Raw genomic sequence first — 18,103 nt, 5'->3', positions numbered from 1 at the left:
GATGCGGGCGGCGCACGGGCAACGCCCCGTTACATGAAGTTGTTTATGCCTGCTGCTCACGGGCAATGGCCCGATAAGCGATATCACGGCGGTACTCAGCGCCTTCCCAGGCAATCGCACTCACACCCTTGTACGCCTGCTGCTGCGCCTCGCGCACGCTTTCGCCCAGCGCCGTCACGCACAGCACGCGCCCGCCAGCGGTGGTGATCTCCCCGGCGGCGTTTTGCACGGTACCGGCATGAAACACCTTGCTGTACTGCTCGGCTTCACTCAGGCCCTGGATGACATCGCCCTTGGCGTAGCTTCCGGGATAACCACCCGCTGCCATCACCACCCCCACGGCCGCCCGCGGGTCCCACTGGCACTTCTTGCCCGCCAGCTGACCATTCGCCCCGGCCAGGCAAAGCTCGGCCAGATCCGATGTCAAACGCATCATGATCGGCTGGGTTTCAGGGTCGCCAAAGCGGCAGTTGTACTCAATTACCTTGGGTTGGCCGGCGCTGTCGATCATCAGCCCGGCATACAGAAAGCCGGTATAAGGGTTGCCTTCGGCGGCCATGCCCTTCACGGTCGGCACGATCACCTCTTCCATGACGCGAGCGTCAATGTCAGGCGTCACGACCGGTGCTGGGGAATAGGCGCCCATGCCGCCGGTATTGGGACCAGTGTCACCGTCGTACGCACGCTTGTGATCCTGGCTTGTGGCCATGGGTACGATATTTTCACCGTCCACCATGACGATAAAGCTGGCCTCTTCGCCGTCGAGAAATTCCTCGATCACCACACGGGCGCCAGCGTCGCCAAAGGCATTGGCTTCGAGCATATCGCGAATGGCCGCTTCGGCTTCCGCTTCACTCATGGCAACAATCACGCCCTTGCCGGCGGCCAGGCCATCGGCCTTGATGACGATGGGAGCGCCCACCTGCTGCAAATAATCAAGCGCAGGCGCGACTGCCGTAAACGTCTGATAGGCCGCCGTGGGGATCTTGTGGCGTGCCAGAAAATCCTTGGTAAACGATTTGGAGCCTTCGAGCTGGGCGGCGGCCTGGGTGGGGCCGAAGATGGCAAGCCCGGCGGCCTGAAAGCGGTCTACCACGCCTTCCACCAGCGGTGCCTCGGGCCCGACCACGGTCAAGCCGATGTTTTCCTCACGCGCAAAGGCTTCAAGCCCGGCAAGATCAGTTGCCGCGATATCAATGTTGGTCAGCTTGGCTTCCGTGGCCGTACCGGCGTTGCCCGGCGCGACAAATACCTGCTCGACGTTGCTCGATTGCGCCAGTTTCCACGCCAGGGCATGCTCGCGGCCGCCGCCACCTATCATCAAAACCTTCATGTTCTTCCTTCTCGAACGGGAGAGCGATTATGCGCCGCATTATGCCACAAGGTGGGCTTACGTGGTGTCAGGAGGTTTTATCCTCATCGTCACCCTTGCGCTCTTGAGGCGTCTGATTCAGCGTCTTTTGCCAGAAGCGCATGTTCTCTTCGGCCAGCTCACGCATGAACTCCATGGGCGTGTGGCGCATGGCCTGCTGCCACTGTGTCTGCAAACGCTTCTGCTGCTCGAGCATCAGCTGGGTACCCTGCTCAAGATAACGCGCCAGCGGCAGCGGGGACGACATGTCGTACACTCGGATCAGCTGAGCCAGCAGGTCGTTGGAGAACACTTCCGCGTCGTTATCGGATTGCTCCTGCTCGATAATGATGGAAAGCAGAATGGTGCGTGTCAGGTCCTCGCCACTTTTAGCATCTTCCACACGAAAGGATTCTTCTTCGATAATCAGGTGGCGCAGGTCTTCAAGCGTTACATAACGGCTCTGCTGGGTATCGTACAACCTGCGGTTGGCATATTTGCGAATGACGCGCACTGCGTATCTCCTTAAACGCGATAGGGGCACTCCCCCAATGCTATTATTGTGCCTGCACCACGCGCCCATGCAAGCCATGTGACCAGATTAGTGCGCCAATCCTTTGACCAATAGATACCGATTATGAATTTGATTTTGCTTCATCCCGGCGAACTCGATCAGCAGGGCCAGGCACGTATCAGCGACCCGCGACGGCTTGCCCACCTGCGCGAGGTTCATCGCGCCACTCCTGGCGACCGGCTGACCGTGGGCGTTCAAGGTGGCAAGATGGGCAAGGCGCAGCTTATCGAGCTGACCCGCGAACTCGCCATCTTCGCGCTTGAACCCCTTACCGAGGCGCCGCCGCCAGCGCTTCCCGTTCATCTGGTGCTCGCGCTTCCCCGCCCTCGCATGCTGGCGCGAACGCTTGAGCATGTTACCGCACTCGGGGTTAAAGACATTACGCTGCTGCACACCAAGCGGGTCGAGAAAAGCTACTGGCAGTCACCGGAGCTTTTGCCGGAGAAGATTCATCAGCATCTGGTACTGGGCCTTGAACAGGCGCGCGACACGCGGCTACCCAGCGTTGTTCTGAGCAAAGGGTTCAGGCCGTTTATCGAAGAGCAGCTGCCAGCATTACTGGGCGAGCGGCGTGGGCTGGTCGCTCATCCGGGTATGCCAATGGAATGTCCGCGGGGCATCAGCGAGCAAACGCTGCTGCTGGTAGGCCCGGAAGGCGGGTTTATTCCTTGGGAAGTTGAAAAGCTTCAGGAAGCGGGGTGCCAGGGAATGCATCTAGGCCCCCGTATCCTGCGTGTTGAAACCGCCGTGACGGCACTGCTGTCACGGCTGTTTTAAACACGTTCTACAGCTTAGGCTACCCCATCAGGACTGATCGTCCTCAGGGTCGTGGCGAACAACGGTGGCGTCGTCACCACAGTCGGGGTCCTGCAAGAAGGTGTTACGCACATCTAAAAGCCCCAGATGGCTGATGGTGCGGCGCCCCAGCAGCATCGGGTAGAGCATTTCTTCGCGGTCGCGCAGACTGAATTGCTCTTCGTAGATAGTGTCGCCCATGCACACTTCCAACAGTACGACAGGACGCTCGTCACGCCCGCCCGCACCGCGCACGGTCTGCTCACGGTAGAGCGGGCGCTCCAGGCGGTCGCTGAACTCTTCACCGCTGATCTGATCCTCAAGCTTCAAGCGAAAGCGTACCCACTCCTCGCCTTCTTTCTCGAAGGTTTCGATATCGCGTGCATCCAGTGATGAGGTCAGCGCCCCGCTATCGAGCTTAGCTTTGACCATGATACCGGGTTCGATGGTGGCATTCTCGATCCAGCCGAATACGTCATCGTCATTTGCCACGGCGCTTGCCGCCAGCGTACTTGCCAACATTGTGCCTAACAGCGTCTTACTTACAAACCTCATAGCATCGTCCTTGGTGAAATAAGAGATCGTTCGTTGATTCAACGAGCCTGACGCAGCCGCTCAAGCAGCGACTGAGTAGCAAAAGCATCCGGCGTCAGCCCCTGGTCACGCTGAAAGGCGCGAAGCCCCTCGCGCGTGTTAGGGCCCATCACGCCATCCGCGCCACCTACCGAGTAACCCACATCGTTCAAGCGCTGCTGGAGCTCCTTGACGTCATCTCGGGTCAGCGTCGCTTCATTACGTGGCCACGCCTGCTGAATACCCTCGCGTCCGGCAATTTTATCTGCCAGGGTCGCTACGGCCAGCGCGTAGCTGGTCGCGTTGTTGTAGCGCAGAATCGCCCGGAAGTTAGGGCCTGTCAGAAAGGCAGGGCCGTTGGCACCGGCGGGAATCACCACGGCGGCGCTTTCGAAATCAGGAAGCTCCCCGCCCTTCTGGGCGCGTACACCCTGACTTGCCCACTCGGCACTGCTGCGCCGTTCCGTCTGAGCGTAATCAAAGGAGGCTGGCAGTACCACTTCCACACCCCAGGGCTGGCCGGTCTGCCACCCGGCTTTTGCCAGGTAGTTGGCCGTTGAGGCCATGACATCAGGGATACTGCCCCAGATATCACGGTGCCCGTCACCATCGCCATCGACCGCATAGGCTTCGAAACTGCTGGGTATGAACTGGGTATGGCCCATGGCACCCGCCCAGGAGCCCTTCATGCGCTCGGCGGAGATATCGCCCTGGTCGATGATGCGCAGCGCCGACAGCAGCTCTCCTCGAGCGAACTCGTGGCGCCGGCCGTCGTAGGCCAGCGTAGCGAGCGCCTCGATGGTGGAAAAGTCACCGAAATTGCTGCCGTAGTTACTCTCGATACCCCAGATAGCCACGATGATTTCAGCCGGTACGCCAAAACGCTGCTGCATTTCAAGCGCGGTTTGCCGATGCTCGGCTAGCCGCTCGCGCCCGGTATTGACACGGGTTTCGGATGCTGCGGAATCCAGATAGTCCCAGATAGGCCGTACAAACTCGGGCTGGTAACGGTCAAGCTCAATGACGCGGTCACGGTAGCGGACGCCATCGAGCGCTGAGGCAAGGGTTGCCTCGCTGATTCCCTGAGCGGCGGCAAAACGGCGAAAGTCGCTGACCCACTGCGCAAAATTGGCATAGCGCAGCTCCTGGGCACCGCGAGCATCCACTTCGCTCATCAACTGAGGGCTTGCATAAGCGCTGCCGCCCATCAGCAGCGAAACCATGCCAGCGGTAAGGGTGGCGTGACACAGCAGGCGGCGCAGCGGTAAATCGGTCTTAAGAGACATAGCGTCTATCCTTGGGCAATCCTTGGCAAGGCTGATAATGGCCTAGAAAATAACCGGATACCAGAGTTTGTACGAAAACGCCCGCCGCTTGACGACATTTCGCCCAGGCTATTCGTCTGTCTCTTCAAGCTCGCTACGCGGTACCAGCCAGCGCTGCCACTCTTCTGGCATGACGTAGGGCTTGGCAAACTGGGCCGGCGCGCTTCGCCAAGGCTGGTGCCGCTCGACCCCATGGGGAAGCGAATCCAGGGCGGGCAGCCAATAAGCGACATAGAGACCTTTCGGGTCGTAGTAACTCGCCTGCTTGAGCACGTTGAAATAGCGGTCCTGACGCGGGTCACGCCCTACGCCAGCAATATAGCGCCAGTTCCCCCAGTTGTTGGCCACGTCATAATCGATCAGGCAGTGCTCGAACCAGCAGGCCCCCAGGCGCCAGTCAACATTCAGATCCTTGACCAGAAAGCTTGCCGCGTTCTGCCGCGCCCGGTTGGAGATCCAACCCGTCTGACGCAGCTCGATCATCGCAGCATCTACAAAGGGTACGCCGGTTCTGCCTTCGCGCCACACGTTGAACGCCTGACATGGGACCGGAAGTGCCTGCTGGCCAAAAAGCCTGGCCCCTTCCAGCCGGGCAGCCAGATGAAAATATTCGCGCCAGAGAAGCTCGAAAATGATCAGTTGGCTGGATTCGTCGCTACCGTGCGCCTGCTCCCAGGCAAGCACCTTATCGCGCACTTGCCGCGCTGACAGGCAGCCACGGGCGAGCCAGGTCGAAAGTCGGGTCGAAAAGTCTGTACCGAGTAAACCATTGCGGGTCTTCTTGTACTTGGCAGGGCCGTTCTGGCGGCAGATATAGTGCTGCATACGCTCATGGGCAGCATTTTCGCCCCCCACATACACCATGCCCTGACGCTCATCAGGCTGCCAGCGTGCCGTTTGAGCACATACGGCTTTTAGAGGCGGAAACCCTCGCGGCGCTTCCGGCCAGCCGGGCAGGGTAAAAGGCGCGGGCAGTGCGCTGGGAATAGTGGCGTTTTTTTCAATACAGCGACGGAAGGCGGAAAAGCTTTCCGGCAGCGCCTCGAGCTCAAAAGGCAGCTCATGACTATCCAGCAGGCAACCACCTTCCAGCGTCTTCAGCGTGGTCGTGGGAGGCAAGGCGCGCGATACGGCATCTATATGCCGTGTCTCTTCAAATCCTGGGTGCTTTGCCACGCGCACTTCGCGGGCATCAAGCGAAGCCGCAACGTGAACAACGACCTCGGCAGGGTCGCCAATACGCACCAGCAGATCGCTGCCAAGTTGCAACAGCTCGCCACGTAGCTCCATCAGGCTTTGCCACAAAAACCGTAGCCGAGCGGGGCCAATCCGGGGCGTCGATTCGCCTTCGACAGCAGGTTCAAGCCACTTCTGGTTCAACACGTAAAGACACAGTAACTGATCGGGTCTTGATGAAAAACGCAGTAAGGGATTATCGGCGACACGCAAATCGTCTTGCAGCCAGACAATATCGATCGTGCTGTTCATGGTCTTGCCTCCTCGGCATGCGTTGCTGCCTGGTGTCGTGATGGCCGCGCTTACTGCAGTAGCGCATCGATTCCAGGAGCACACTTATCGTCTAAGGAAAATAAGCGCTGGTAGTAATCGCACACTGAATGTGTTGGGTAAAACGGGTAGCGTCAGCGAATTTAAACAGTTAAAAGATGCGTGGCGCACCAAAAACGTAGACATCATAACTTATACAGTACAATTATTGTACATAAACATGTAAACGGCTTTTAACGCTACTCACAGTGTTTCGGCATAAAAAAAGCCACCTTCAAGGGTGGCTTAAATTGGCTGTATTTTTCGACTCGCTGTTCGCCAATTAATGAAACGGCAGCTGCAATTAATCCGGATCGGTAGCCCGCGGCTGGCGCTTGGCGTTTTCCTGGGTTTCCAGGCCGCTTTTGAGCTCGTGAGTCAGCGGGTCGTAGTTGGGGCGAAGCTCATCCTTGACCGTTCCACTCCAAAGCCGCGAGCCGACAAAGTAGCCCGCCCGCCCAATGACATGGGCAGCCACCGGCGCGGTCATCAGAATGAATACGATAATGGCAAACGAACGCGCAACCACGCCCACTTCGGCAAAGTGCATGGCGGCCGCCAGCATGATCAGAATAACGCCCAGCGCGGCCGCCTTGGTGGTCGCATGCATACGGGTCAGCAGGTCAGGCAGGCGTAAAAGGCCTACCGCTGCCAGCAGCATGAATAAAGAGCCTGTGAGCAGCAGCGCCCCTTTAATGGCCTCAATCATCGCGCGGCCCTCCTCGTTCCAGAAAGCGTGCAAAACCAATGGCGGCCAGAAAGCCCATCAGGGCAATCACGATCGCCGCATCTAGAAAGCTCGCCACGCCGGATTGAATGGCGTAAACCCCGACAAGCCCGACCACGGTAGTGGAGAACAGCTCAAGCGCGACCACCCGGTCCGGCAGGCTCGGCCCGCGCACCACGCGTACAAAGGCCAGTATGAGCGCCAGGCCCATGATGACCTGACTAATCAATAAAACCGTATCCATTAGCGAAATAACTCCAGGGCTCGGTGCTCCATCTCTTTGAGATTACGGCGCAGCTCTTCCTCATCATCAAGGAACATGGCGTGGATATACAGCACCTTGCGGTCGTCTGAAACATCCAGGCTGAGCGTGCCGGGTGTCAGCGAGATCAGGTTGGCCACCATGGTAATTTCCATTTCCGTGCGCGCAGAAAGCGGCATGGCAATCACGCCGGGCTGCATGTGCCAGGGCGGCGTCACGATATCGAACGCTACTCGCAGGTTGGCCTGCACAAGCTCTTTCAGGAAAAACCCCAGAAAGCGGATGATGCGCGGTATCCGCGCCGGATACCCCTTGAGCGCACTTACCTGTGGCTCGATAAGCACCAGGGCGATATAGCCAAACACCATCCCCACCAGCAGGTTCAGGCCGGTAAAATCGCCGCTTAAAAGCACCCACGCCAACCCCAGCAGCAGGTTCCAGATAGCACCGGTCATGGAGTACCCTCCCCGCCAATGGTGTTCATGTCGGGCTGGGGCGTGTCTGTCTCCAGCAGCGCCTCTTGTGCATTGGCGGCCACGCCCAGCACCGCTTCTATGTAGCCTTCAGGAGCAAACAGCTGCTCGCCGATAGTGTTCATCACCAGCATGATCGGCTCGGCAAAGATACCGATCAATACTGAAAACAGCGCCAGCACCACCACCGGCAGATACATCATCCACAGGCTAGGCTTGATCAACCGGCCATCGTCGCCGCTCGGCGTGGAGGATACCGGCACGTGGTTCTCCTCGGGCAAGGCTTTCCAGAACACCTCGTTCCAGATCTTGACCATGGAGTAAAGCGTCATCAGGCCAACCGCCAACGCAATACCGGTCACCACATACGCTTCGGCCTCTATGCCCGCGCGCACAATCACGAACTTGGCGAAAAAGCCCGACAGCGGCGGCACCCCGGCAAGCGAAAAAGCCGAGATAAAGAAAGCGACCGCAAGCCAGGGCCGCTCCTTGTAAAGTCCGCCCATCTTCTTCAGTTGGTAGGTGCCCTGCAAACGATGGGTAATCCCGCTGATCAGGAACAGGTTCGTCTTGACCACGATGTTGTGCATGATCGCAAACACCCCGCCGGCAATGGCCAGCGGCGTGTAAAGCGCCAGGCCCAGAATCATGTAGCCAATCTGGCTGACGATATGAAACGAGAGAATACGCCGAAACTCGTACTGTGCCGCCGCGCCCAGCACACCGGTCACCATGGTCAGCACTGCGCCCCACAGCATGATGTCCTGCAGGTAGCCCATGGACTGATCGAAAATAAGGGTAAAGACACGAAACAGTGCATAGACCCCCACCTTGGTCAGAAGGCCTGCAAACAGTGCAGACACCGCGACCGGCGGCGTGTGATAGGAAGCTGGTAGCCAGAAAAACAGCGGAAACGCCGCTGCCTTGATACCAAAGGCCACCATGAACATGACCGCCAGCACTTCGACCATGCCCGCGTGCTCGACCATGTCGATACGCAGCGCAATATCCGCCATGTTGAGCGTTCCCACCGTGCCGTAAAGCAGGCCGACCGCGGAGAGGAAGATTACCGACGCCAGCAGATTCAGCGTGACGTATTTGATCGCCCCTTCCATCTGCGCCCGCTCACCACCCAGAATCAGCAGCGCAAAGGAAGCCACCAGCATGACCTCGAACCATACGTAAAGGTTGAAGATATCGCCGGTCAGAAAAGCGCCCGCCACACCGGCCAGCAGCAGGTGCATCAGCGGGTAGTAGCCAAACTTTTCATGCCCGCGCCCGGTGGTGGCCAGTGAGTAGATACCCATGGCCAGGCCGATGATACCGGTCATCAGAATCATCACCGCGCTCAGCATATCGGCGATCAGCGTAATCCCGAATGGTGCCGGCCAGCTACCCATCTGCATGGTGATGTAGCCTTCGGAAAGCGTAGCTACAAACAGCCACAGGCTGGCAATCAGAAGGGCGATATTACCGGCGACGGCAACAAACCGCTGCATTGGCCGCGAGCGCCAGAACAGCAGGGAAACGGCCCCGGAAAGCAGGGGCAAAAGGATGGGAAGAGCAACTTCAGGCCTCACGTATCGGTATCCTTCATCTTGTCCAGATCATCGGCCTTGACCACTTCGTAGGCACGTCGGATCAGCACCACGGCAAACGCCAGCACCCCGAAGGCGATCACGATGGCGGTCAGCACGACCGCCTGAGGCAGCGGGTCGGCCACCTCGCCGACGGGCTGCAGCATGCCTTCCGGAATCAGCGGAGGCGCGCCGCGCGTCATTCCCGCCGTGGTAAATATCAACAGATTGGCGGCGTTGGAAAGCAGCAGCAGCCCGATGACCAGCTTGACGATGGAGCGTCGCAGCATCATGAAAATGGCGGTTGCATACAGCAGCCCTATCGCCAGCGCCATTAGCGGTTCCATAGGTTCTCTCCCGTTAACTCAAGGTTCATCCTTGTCTACCTCCATCAACGCCATGACCATGCCGATCACTGACCCCAGTACTGCCAGATAGACACCGATATCAAAGATCAGCGGCGTCGAGGCCTTGAAGTCGATGACCGGGATCGTCCACCACTGGGCGGTCAGAAACGGCTGCCCCATGAACCAGGCAGGCACCACCGACACCATGCCCAGCAGCAGGCCCACGCCGATCAGGTCGCGCGGATCGACCATGCGCAGCACTTCCTTGGTGGCGCTCACGCCAAAGGCCAGAAGATAGAGCGTGAATGCCCCCGCCGCGACCAGCCCGGCGATAAAGCCGCCACCCGGCTCATCGTGTCCTCTAAGCAGCAGGAACACGGAAAACATCAATTGCAGTGGCATCAGAAAGCGCGCTGCGGTGTTGAGAATGATCGTCCCTGACTTAACCATCGTACGGCTCCTGAGTGTCTGACTTGCTGCTTTCAGCGGCCGTCCTGGGGCTTTCCGGCTCGTGGCGCAGCTTGAGCATGGCGATGACCCCGATCGCGGCCAGTGCCAGCACGAACATCTCGCCCAGCGTATCCAGCGCCCGGTAATCCACCAGGATCACGTTGACGATATTGCGTCCATAGGCCAGCGGCGCGCTGTTTTCGACCATGTAGGTGGAAATGGACTCGAACTGGTCGATGCTCCAGGCCGTCATGATCAGCAAGAAGATCAGAATGCCCATCATCGCCGCCACCGAGCCATCGCGGATACGCTCCAGGCTAGTGGAAAGATGCGAAAAGCGCGGCAGCCTGAACAGCACCAGCACCAGCAGAATCACCGTAAGGGTTTCCACCAGCAGCTGGGTAATACCCAGGTCAGGTGCACTGAACAGAATAAATACCAGCGCAATCGAGAAGCCCATGATACCCACCGACACCACAGCGCCCAGGCGCGACCGGGTCACGGTGGCAAACAGTGCACTCATGGTCATGGTGCCCACCACGATCACCTCGTGAAAGCGCACATCAAGATCGAACGCCAGCAGCGGCGAATGGCGCAGCAGGATCGAATTGCCGATCAGCGCAATCAGCACCACCAGCATGACCAGAATGTAATTGCGCATATAGCCGTTCTGAAGGATGCGGGTCTGCCATTCGGAGAACACTACCATGCCGTTCAGCAAGCCCTCGTAACCTGCCTCCGGGCCGCGGCGCATGGCCGGCGCCAGTATCGAAAGCCGGGCGCGCACGTCATCCCAGTACTTGAACAGCAGAAAACCGAGCGCCAGGCTTACCACCGACATGACCAGCGCCAGATTGACGCCGTACCAGAGTGACAGCGTGATATCCATGGGCTCGCCGGATACCGCACTGGCCGCCGAGGTCAACAGCGCATTCACCCCAAACGCACCTGGCGCAATGCCGAACGCGATGGAACCTACGCTCAAGAGCCCAGGCCCGATGAGCATGCTCAGCGGCGCTTCATGGGGTGCCTTGGGCGTGTGATGGCGCGTGCCGTAAAAGGGGCGCAAGGCGATAATGGCCGCCACTGCAATGGTCAGCACCGCGCCAAGGAAGGCGAAGATGACCAGCAGGCTCCGATAATCCCCTGCCCCCAGCGCCGCCTCGAATTTCAGCTCCTTACCGATAAAGCCAAACAGGGGCGGCACGCCCGCAAGCGAGAGCGCCGCGGCCAGGGCAATCATGGCGGTTACCGGCATCAGCGGCCTGAGCCCGCCCATGGCGGTGACATCCTTCGTGCCCGTTTCGTGATCCAGATTGCCGGCCACCATGAACAGCGCCCCTTTATACATGGAGTGGGCAAGCAGAAAGGTGACGAACGCGGTCATGGCATATTCAGTGCCAATTCCCAGCAGCATGGTGAGCGTCCCCAGCGCCATGATGGTCGAGTACGCCAGCAGCTTCTTGACGTTGGTATGGTGAATTGCGAGAAAAGCCCCTACCAGCAGGGTCGTCGCACCCACTACCGAGAGCACACCCACCCAAAGCGACGTGCCGCCCAGCTCCGGCTGAAGTCTCGCCAGCAGGTAGATGCCGGCCTTCACCATGGTAGCCGAGTGTAGATAGGCCGAAACCGGTGTTGGCGCGGCCATGGCGTTGGGCAGCCAGAAATGAAACGGGAACTGGGCTGACTTGGTAAAAGCGCCCAGGAGCAGGCAGATAAGCATCGGGGTATACAGAGCATGCTCGCGCAGGTCGGTTTCCATGGCGCGAATATCGGTAAGCGACCAGCTGTCGCTGGCCACGCCCAGCATCACCAGCCCCGCCATCAGGGCAAGCCCGCCGGCGAAGGTGACAAAAAGCCCCTGACGAGCGGATTTACGCGCCTGCAAGTCGGCATGGTTGAAACCGATCAGCAGATAGGAGGTTACGCTGGTCAGCTCCCAGAAGATGAACAGCGTCACCAGACCGTCTGCCAGCACCAACCCCAGCATGGAGACCATGAAGGCCATCAGTGCTAGATAGAAGCGCGCAATATCAGGGTGACCCTTCAAATAGCCGCCGGCATACACCAGCACGCACGTGCCGATGACCGTAATCAACAAACCAAACAGCAGCGATAGGCCGTCCAGTAAGAAGGTAAGGCTGATACCCAGCGAGGGCACCCACTGCCACTCCAGAAGCACAGGGCCGTCATTGATGACCATTGGTGCCTGGGAAAACAGCCAGGCGGCGATCAGGCCAGGAAAAAGAGCCAGTACCAAGCTCGTGCGGTCTGCAAACCAGCGGTGCAGCATAGGGGCCAGCGCAGCCAGTACAAACCCCATTAAGACGGCGAATTGCATCTAGCGATATCTCCTGAGTAACAGTCCCACGCGGGGCGGGTCCTTATGGCGTACGGGGCCTCATTGGGCAAGCCGCTAACCTCATCCCTGTCAGCGGCTAATTAACCAGCCTTTACAAGCAAGCATTCCAAAGCCCCCCTGCCCAAAGGGGCAGAAGCGCTTTTTATTAGCGGCCTGAACGTTAAATAAAGGTGATCTAAAGTCGTAGACTCTATAACAGACAACCACCAGTTGCCAGACAACCTTTAAATGAAATCAAATAGATAGCGTGCTTATTTTATTCACCATCGGGCCTTGGCCCGGGCTATTTCACGGCTTGGGCAACCACCCGGAAAGCTCGTTATTGATCACGTCCACCAAGGCGGCAATATGATCGTCACGATCATTCAAACAGGGAATATAGCTGAACGTCTCTCCCCCGGCAGCCATGAAGCTGTCATGAATCTCTTCCTTGATCTCCTCGAGCGTTTCAACGCAGTCAGAAGAGAACGCCGGCGACATGATGGCAATATGCTTATGCCCCTGCCGGGCAAGACTTGCCACATGTTCCACCGTTGCCGGACCGACCCACTTTTCAGGCCCGAACTGCGACTGGAACGCCGTATCCACCTCCTCCTTGCCAAACCCTAAGGCCTCGCGCAGAAGGCGCGTGGTTTTCTGACACTGGCAGTGATAGGGGTCGCCTTCCAGCAGGTAGCGCTCCGGTACGCCGTGGTAGCTTGCAACAAGCTTGGTGGGCCGCGTTTCAAGCTGGCGGTATACGTCGGTGACCGAATTGGCGAGTGCCTGTATATACGAGGGCTGATCGAAATAGGCGGGCACCGTGCGAATCGAGGGCTGCCACTTCATCTTCATCAGCGCACGAAACGCTTCATCGTTGGCCGTGGCCGTGGTGGGCGAGCCGTACTGCGGGTAGAGCGGAAAGAACACGATGCGCTCGCAGCCCTTCTCCTTCATGCGATTGAGCACGCTTTTGGTGGAAGGGTTGCCATACCGCATGCAGAAATCGACGTCGACGCTATCGCCGTACAGCGCTTTCAGCCGCTCGGTCAGCTTTTCGGTCTGGGCGCGAGTAATGGTCAACAGCGGGCTTTCGTCTTTTTCCGTATTCCAGATACTTCTGTACGCCTTGCCCGACGAGAAGGGTCGCTTGGTCAAAATGATCAACTGTAAAAGCGGCTGCCACTTCCAGTTGGCGTAATCGACCACGCGCTTGTCGGACAGGAACTCACTCAGATAGCGGCGCATGGACCAGTAGTCGGTAGCGTCCGGCGTTCCCAGATTGGCCACCACCACGCCCACTTTGGCGCGCGGCACGCCCGGATGATGACTGGGGGCATGGGCCAGACGGCCTTCGCCCGGTTGATCCAGTTTAACGCTATCGATCATTACGCTTACTCCCACAAGACGACTTAATGAACGAAATCCTATCACTTTTCCGCAAAGCCGCGGCATAAAGTTATACTATCAGCACTATTTGTATAACAGCAGGTAAAGACATGTCCAAGCCCTTGCTGCTGGTGCTGGGCGATCAGCTCTCGCTTTCGCTGGCCACCTTTAAAAATGCATCTTCCAACGCCGTAGTCGCGCTGTGCGAGGTGGCCGAAGAAGCCCGCTACGTCCCCCACCATATACATAAAATCGGGCTATTTCTGGCTGCCATGCGGCATTTTGCCGTAATACTTCGAGAGAGCGGCTTCAAGGTTCACTACACCCGGCTCGATGATGCCGACAACACCCACTCATTGATCGAAGAAGCCGAGCGCATTGCAAAGCTGTATGGGTGTGACAGCATCCGGGTGGCGCGACCGGGCGAGTGGCGGCTATGGGATCAGATGCAGCAACGAAGCAATAACGCCTTGGCGTGGACCCTTCTGGAAGATGACCGCTTCTACACCACGCCTGAAACGTTTGCCAGCTGGGCCAAAGGGCGTAAACAGCTTCGACTCGAGTACTTCTACCGCGAACAGCGCAAGCGTACTGGCCTTCTGATGGAAGGCGATGAGCCAGCGGGCGGCCAGTGGAATTTCGACCACGCCAATCGCGAGCCCATGGATGCCCGGCGCGATTTTCCGGCACTCCCCGCGCATCGTCAGGATGCAATAACCCGAGAAGCACTCGAGGACGCCCGGCGCCACTTCGGCGAGCACATGGGGTCGGTCGAGAGCTTCAACCTGCCGGTGACCCGCCGCCAGGCGCTGGTGGACCTCAAGCACTTCATGGAGCATAGCCTCGCCGATTTTGGCCGCTACCAGGATGCCATCAGCGACAGCGAGCCGTTTCTCTGCCACTCACGTCTTTCCGCCGCGCTCAACATCGGGCTTCTTGCACCTCAGGAAGTTTGCGAAGCCGCCGAGCAGCGCTACTACGCAGGCGATGCACCGATCAACGCCGTGGAAGGTTTTGTCCGCCAGATTCTTGGCTGGCGCGAATACGTGCGCGGGCTTTACTGGACCCAGATGCCTGGCTACAAGGCCGAGAACCGGCTCAACTTTCGCCGTAACCTGCCCGCTTTCTACTGGGATGCCAACACGGATATGCGCTGTCTCAAGCGCGCCGTCGAGATGACCATCGACAACAGCTACGCGCATCATATCCAGCGCTTGATGATTACCGGCAATTTTGCGCTACTGTGCGGTATCAAGCCCGAAGCGCTCTGCGACTGGTATCTGGCGGTCTACGCTGACGCCTGCGAATGGGTAGAACTTCCCAATACCCTGGGCATGGTGCTGCATGCCGACGGCGGCCTGATGGGTTCCAAACCTTACTGCGCGTCAGGCAAATATATCGACAGGATGTCGGATCATTGCCAGCACTGCCGCTATTCACCCAAGCAGGTAACCGGGCCTGACGCCTGCCCGTTCAACAGCCTTTACTGGCACTTCCTGGAAACCCACGCCGAGCGCTTGAACCGTAACCCCCGCATGAAGCTTATCTACGGCTCACTCTCACGCATGAAAGACGAAAAACGCGAAGCCATTCGCCAGCAGGCCGAGCAGTTTCTTGCCCATCTTGAAACCAGCACAGACTATGGCCAGAAACTCCATACGCAAGGCTACGCCAAGAGGTCATCATGAGCCAGCCATCTCCCCTTTACGCCACCGCACCCGTGACCCTTTACCACGACGGCCACTGTCCGTTCTGTCAGTTAGAGGTTGCGTGGTTACAAAAACACCGCCACCGTGAGCGTATCAGGCTTGTGGATATTCAGGAGAAAGGATTTAACGCAGCAGATACCGGCCGGACATTCGAGGAGATGATGGGTCAGCTGCATCTAAAAGACAGCAGTGGCTATTGGTATGTGGGGATGGATGCCAGCCGGGCCTTGTATGCAGTTCTAGGCTACCGGCGGCTGGTAAGACTTTCCTGCTTACCGGGCCTGCAAGGCGTGATGAATGCAGGCTACCGTTTCTTTGCCCGTCGCCGAATTCGGCTTGGGCGGTGGTGGGATAAACGTCGCAGCGGCGACGGCTAGTGAGTGGGTAAGGATACCGCCTGGCGATGCTTACGTGTCTTTCTTAAACCTGCTCCGGTAATCAGAATACCAGCGGCATGCGCGAGGTCAGCGGTTCGCTGTAGTGAGCATCGCGGCCAATCATTTCGTCATGAGGCACGTGCTGCACCAGGTAAGCTCGGTAAATGCCGGCTCGTTTGAGCTCTAGATAGATATCATCGAGCGAGCGAAACATGATCGGCTTGCTACGCTGAGTAAGCATATGCCGTTTGCCTTCTACATCTTCCAGTTCGAGCTGATAAAAACCACTACCCGAATGCGTAATAACGCGAATTTCGAAATTGTCGTGGCTATCGACGAACTGCTTCAGCGCTTTCAGTTCCATGGTTCCCTCCTGTTATTGAATCAATCAATAGGGCACAGCATGACCATGCCCTATTACATTCCTGTTACCTTACCTTGGCACTACTTAGTCAAGACGGCAACTTTTCAGGAGGGTTCCTGACCACTAACGCAACAAATGGGTCGGATTATTGATATTCGGAAGGATCTATCGCCTTACCCAATGAGTTGCGGTCAATCCAGTTGCCACCCTTGGTTTCCTTGTAGCGAAATACCACCCTATCGCCTACCGCCACCGGAAGCTCGGAATCTTCTGTCTGGTAGCTGTACTTCTCGCCTTCCACGACCAGAAAGTAGCGATACAGGTCAGGCATGCCCAGCCACTCCTTGAAGGGCCCTTCCCGCTCCAGTTCCTGAAGTTCTCCACGCCCTTCAAGCTTGGGAAGACGCTGACGATTACCACGCCGAAAACCACCTGCCATGTAGTACTCCCGTTGTTCCGATATTCTCTATTCAGTCAAGGTATTGCTGACAACCCCTCGACACTTGCATCAATCGCCGAAGGCCTCACCGTAACTGTCCGGGGCGAGATCTTCAAAGCGGGTATATTTACCGATGAACGCCATATGGACCGTGCCAATAGGCCCGTTACGCTGCTTGCCGATAATCAGCTCGGCCAACCCCTGGTTATCCGGATTATCCTGGTTATAGACTTCGTCACGGTAGACGAAGGCGATAACGTCCGCATCCTGCTCGATGGCGCCGGATTCGCGCAAATCCGACATCACAGGACGCTTGTTGGGGCGCTGCTCAAGCGAACGGTTAAGCTGAGAAAGCGCCACTACCGGGCACTTGAACTCTTTTGCCAAGCCTTTCAACGAGCGCGAGATTTCCGAAATCTCGCCGGTACGGTTTTCCGAAAAGCCCGGAATCTGCATCAGCTGAAGGTAGTCGATCATGATCAGCGCCATGTTGCCGTGCTCACGCACCACTCGGCGCAGCCGCGAGCGCATTTCGTTGGGCGAAAGCGCGGCGGTATCATCAATGAACAGCTGCTTGTCTTTCAACAGGTTGACCGCCGAGGTGAGGCGCGGCCAATCCTCGTCTTCAAGCTGGCCCGAGCGCACGCGGGTCTGATCGATACGCCCAAGCGATGACAGCACCCTGAGCATCAGCGACTCCGCGGGCATCTCCATGGAGAACACCATCACGGGCTTGTCGCTTGAAATGACGGCGTGCTCGACCAGGTTCATGGCAAAGGTGGTCTTACCCATCGAGGGGCGCCCGGCGATAATCACCAGATCCGAAGGCTGCAAGCCTGAGGTCATCTCATCCAGGTCACGAAACCCTGTGGAGAGGCCGGTCATCTCACCTTTGAGGTTGAACAGCTCGTCGATGCGGTCGACCGCCTTGGTCAGAAGCTCGCTCATGCCGATAGGGCCACCCGTCTTGGGACGCTCTTCGGCAATCTGGAATACCAGCCGTTCGGCTTCGTTAAGCAGCTCATCGGCAGGCCGCCCTTGAGGCGCAAAGGCACCCTCGGCGATCTGATTGGCAGCCCGGATCAGCTTTCGAAGCGTTGCCCGCTCGCGCACGATATCGGCATAGGCGCGAATATTGCTCGCCGACGGCGTATTGCGAGCAAGCTCGGCAAGAAAGGACAAGCCGCCCACGGTATCCAGATGATCGCGCGCCTCAAGCGCCTCGGACAGCGTGATGACGTCCAGAGGCTGGCCCGACTCCGCCAGGTGAATCATGACGTTGAACACCAGACGGTGCTCGTAACGATAGAAATCATCGGCTACCAGGCGCTCGGAAACGTTGTCCCACGCCTGATTATCCAGCATCAGCCCGCCAAGCACCGACTGCTCCGCCTCCAGCGAATGCGGCGGCAGCTTGACCGCTGCCGTTTCCTGATCAGCAGAAGGCTGGTCCATAGCGAGCTCCTTTCAACAGTGCAGCAT

Annotated in this window: 19 protein-coding genes; 3 read left to right on the top strand and 16 right to left on the bottom strand. The window is 58.2% G+C overall.

Annotated elements, in window-relative coordinates:
• Positions 1-43: 43 nt before the first annotated feature.
• Positions 44-1,333: a phosphoribosylamine--glycine ligase gene (gene purD, locus B0H98_RS13740; RefSeq protein WP_106375629.1), complete on the bottom strand. Its 1,290-nt coding sequence runs from the start codon at positions 1,331-1,333 to the stop codon at positions 44-46.
• A gap of 67 nt (positions 1,334-1,400) precedes the next feature.
• Positions 1,401-1,865, bottom strand: a complete 465-nt coding sequence (phaR, locus tag B0H98_RS13735) for a polyhydroxyalkanoate synthesis repressor PhaR (protein ID WP_106375628.1) — start codon at positions 1,863-1,865, stop codon at positions 1,401-1,403.
• A gap of 123 nt (positions 1,866-1,988) precedes the next feature.
• Here phaR and B0H98_RS13730 point away from each other — a divergent pair, with 123 nt between their 5' ends.
• A complete protein-coding gene (locus B0H98_RS13730) occupies positions 1,989-2,702 on the top strand; it encodes a 16S rRNA (uracil(1498)-N(3))-methyltransferase (RefSeq protein WP_106375627.1) in 714 nt (237 codons plus the stop codon).
• Between the two features lie 27 nt (positions 2,703-2,729).
• On the opposite strand, the gene rloA3 is transcribed toward B0H98_RS13730, so the two are convergent.
• The 11 genes from rloA3 to hemH all read right to left on the bottom strand — a co-directional run bounded on the left by rloA3 (position 2,730) and on the right by hemH (position 13,732).
• The gene (gene rloA3, locus B0H98_RS13725) at positions 2,730-3,275 is read right to left on the bottom strand and encodes a retropepsin-like aspartic peptidase RloA3 (protein ID WP_106375626.1); all 546 of its coding nucleotides are present in this window, start codon (positions 3,273-3,275) and stop codon (positions 2,730-2,732) included.
• Positions 3,276-3,313: 38 nt separating this feature from the next.
• A complete protein-coding gene (locus B0H98_RS13720; protein ID WP_422822156.1) occupies positions 3,314-4,516 on the bottom strand; it encodes a lytic murein transglycosylase in 1,203 nt (400 codons plus the stop codon).
• A 171-nt stretch (positions 4,517-4,687) separates the two neighbouring features.
• Positions 4,688-6,106 (bottom strand): DASH family cryptochrome, encoded by a 1,419-nt coding sequence (locus B0H98_RS13715; protein ID WP_106375624.1) that lies wholly within the window; start codon positions 6,104-6,106, stop codon positions 4,688-4,690.
• A gap of 361 nt (positions 6,107-6,467) precedes the next feature.
• The gene (gene mnhG, locus B0H98_RS13710) at positions 6,468-6,872 is read right to left on the bottom strand and encodes a monovalent cation/H(+) antiporter subunit G (RefSeq protein WP_106375623.1); all 405 of its coding nucleotides are present in this window, start codon (positions 6,870-6,872) and stop codon (positions 6,468-6,470) included.
• Positions 6,865-7,134 carry an MrpF/PhaF family protein gene (locus B0H98_RS13705; RefSeq protein ID WP_106375622.1) on the bottom strand — a complete coding sequence of 90 codons (270 nt, stop codon included), beginning with the start codon at positions 7,132-7,134 and terminating at the stop codon, positions 6,865-6,867. Before B0H98_RS13705 ends, mnhG begins: the two co-directional genes overlap by 8 nt.
• Positions 7,134-7,607 (bottom strand): Na+/H+ antiporter subunit E, encoded by a 474-nt coding sequence (locus B0H98_RS13700; protein ID WP_106375621.1) that lies wholly within the window; start codon positions 7,605-7,607, stop codon positions 7,134-7,136. The genes B0H98_RS13705 and B0H98_RS13700 overlap by 1 nt, the downstream gene beginning before the upstream one ends.
• Positions 7,604-9,205, bottom strand: coding sequence for a Na+/H+ antiporter subunit D (locus B0H98_RS13695; protein ID WP_106375620.1), 1,602 nt, complete (start codon positions 9,203-9,205; stop codon positions 7,604-7,606). The genes B0H98_RS13700 and B0H98_RS13695 overlap by 4 nt, the downstream gene beginning before the upstream one ends.
• Positions 9,202-9,549, bottom strand: coding sequence for a Na+/H+ antiporter subunit C (locus B0H98_RS13690; RefSeq protein ID WP_106375619.1), 348 nt, complete (start codon positions 9,547-9,549; stop codon positions 9,202-9,204). Before B0H98_RS13690 ends, B0H98_RS13695 begins: the two co-directional genes overlap by 4 nt.
• Before the next feature lie 18 nt (positions 9,550-9,567).
• Entirely contained in the window at positions 9,568-9,999 is a 432-nt protein-coding gene (locus B0H98_RS13685) for a Na+/H+ antiporter subunit B (protein WP_106375618.1), read from the bottom strand.
• Positions 9,992-12,343, bottom strand: a complete 2,352-nt coding sequence (locus tag B0H98_RS13680) for a putative monovalent cation/H+ antiporter subunit A (protein WP_106375617.1) — start codon at positions 12,341-12,343, stop codon at positions 9,992-9,994. Before B0H98_RS13680 ends, B0H98_RS13685 begins: the two co-directional genes overlap by 8 nt.
• A gap of 309 nt (positions 12,344-12,652) precedes the next feature.
• Positions 12,653-13,732, bottom strand: a complete 1,080-nt coding sequence (gene hemH / locus B0H98_RS13675) for a ferrochelatase (RefSeq protein WP_106375616.1) — start codon at positions 13,730-13,732, stop codon at positions 12,653-12,655.
• Between the two features lie 110 nt (positions 13,733-13,842).
• On the opposite strand from hemH, the gene B0H98_RS13670 reads away from it, so the two are divergent.
• Positions 13,843-15,420, top strand: a complete 1,578-nt coding sequence (locus B0H98_RS13670) for a cryptochrome/photolyase family protein (RefSeq protein WP_106375615.1) — start codon at positions 13,843-13,845, stop codon at positions 15,418-15,420.
• Positions 15,417-15,818 (top strand): thiol-disulfide oxidoreductase DCC family protein, encoded by a 402-nt coding sequence (locus tag B0H98_RS13665; RefSeq protein WP_106375614.1) that lies wholly within the window; start codon positions 15,417-15,419, stop codon positions 15,816-15,818. The genes B0H98_RS13670 and B0H98_RS13665 overlap by 4 nt, the downstream gene beginning before the upstream one ends.
• Positions 15,819-15,879: 61 nt before the next feature.
• Here the strand turns inward: B0H98_RS13665 and B0H98_RS13660 are convergent, their stop codons facing one another.
• From B0H98_RS13660 to dnaB, 3 genes are all read right to left on the bottom strand, one after another.
• On the bottom strand, positions 15,880-16,182 hold the full coding sequence (locus B0H98_RS13660) for a DUF6482 family protein (protein WP_106375613.1): 303 nt from the start codon (positions 16,180-16,182) through the stop codon (positions 15,880-15,882).
• 145 nt (positions 16,183-16,327) lie between these two features.
• Entirely contained in the window at positions 16,328-16,621 is a 294-nt protein-coding gene (locus B0H98_RS13655) for a hypothetical protein (protein ID WP_106375612.1), read from the bottom strand.
• A gap of 69 nt (positions 16,622-16,690) precedes the next feature.
• Positions 16,691-18,076, bottom strand: coding sequence for a replicative DNA helicase (dnaB, locus tag B0H98_RS13650; protein ID WP_106375611.1), 1,386 nt, complete (start codon positions 18,074-18,076; stop codon positions 16,691-16,693).
• Positions 18,077-18,103: the final 27 nt, after the last annotated feature.

It is taken from the genome of Vreelandella songnenensis (genome assembly GCF_003002925.1).
In the GTDB taxonomy this organism is placed as follows: domain Bacteria; phylum Pseudomonadota; class Gammaproteobacteria; order Pseudomonadales; family Halomonadaceae; genus Vreelandella; species Vreelandella songnenensis.
The sequence above is the reverse complement of the archived record's forward strand: the minus strand, read 5'-3'. Positions and strand labels throughout refer to the sequence as shown.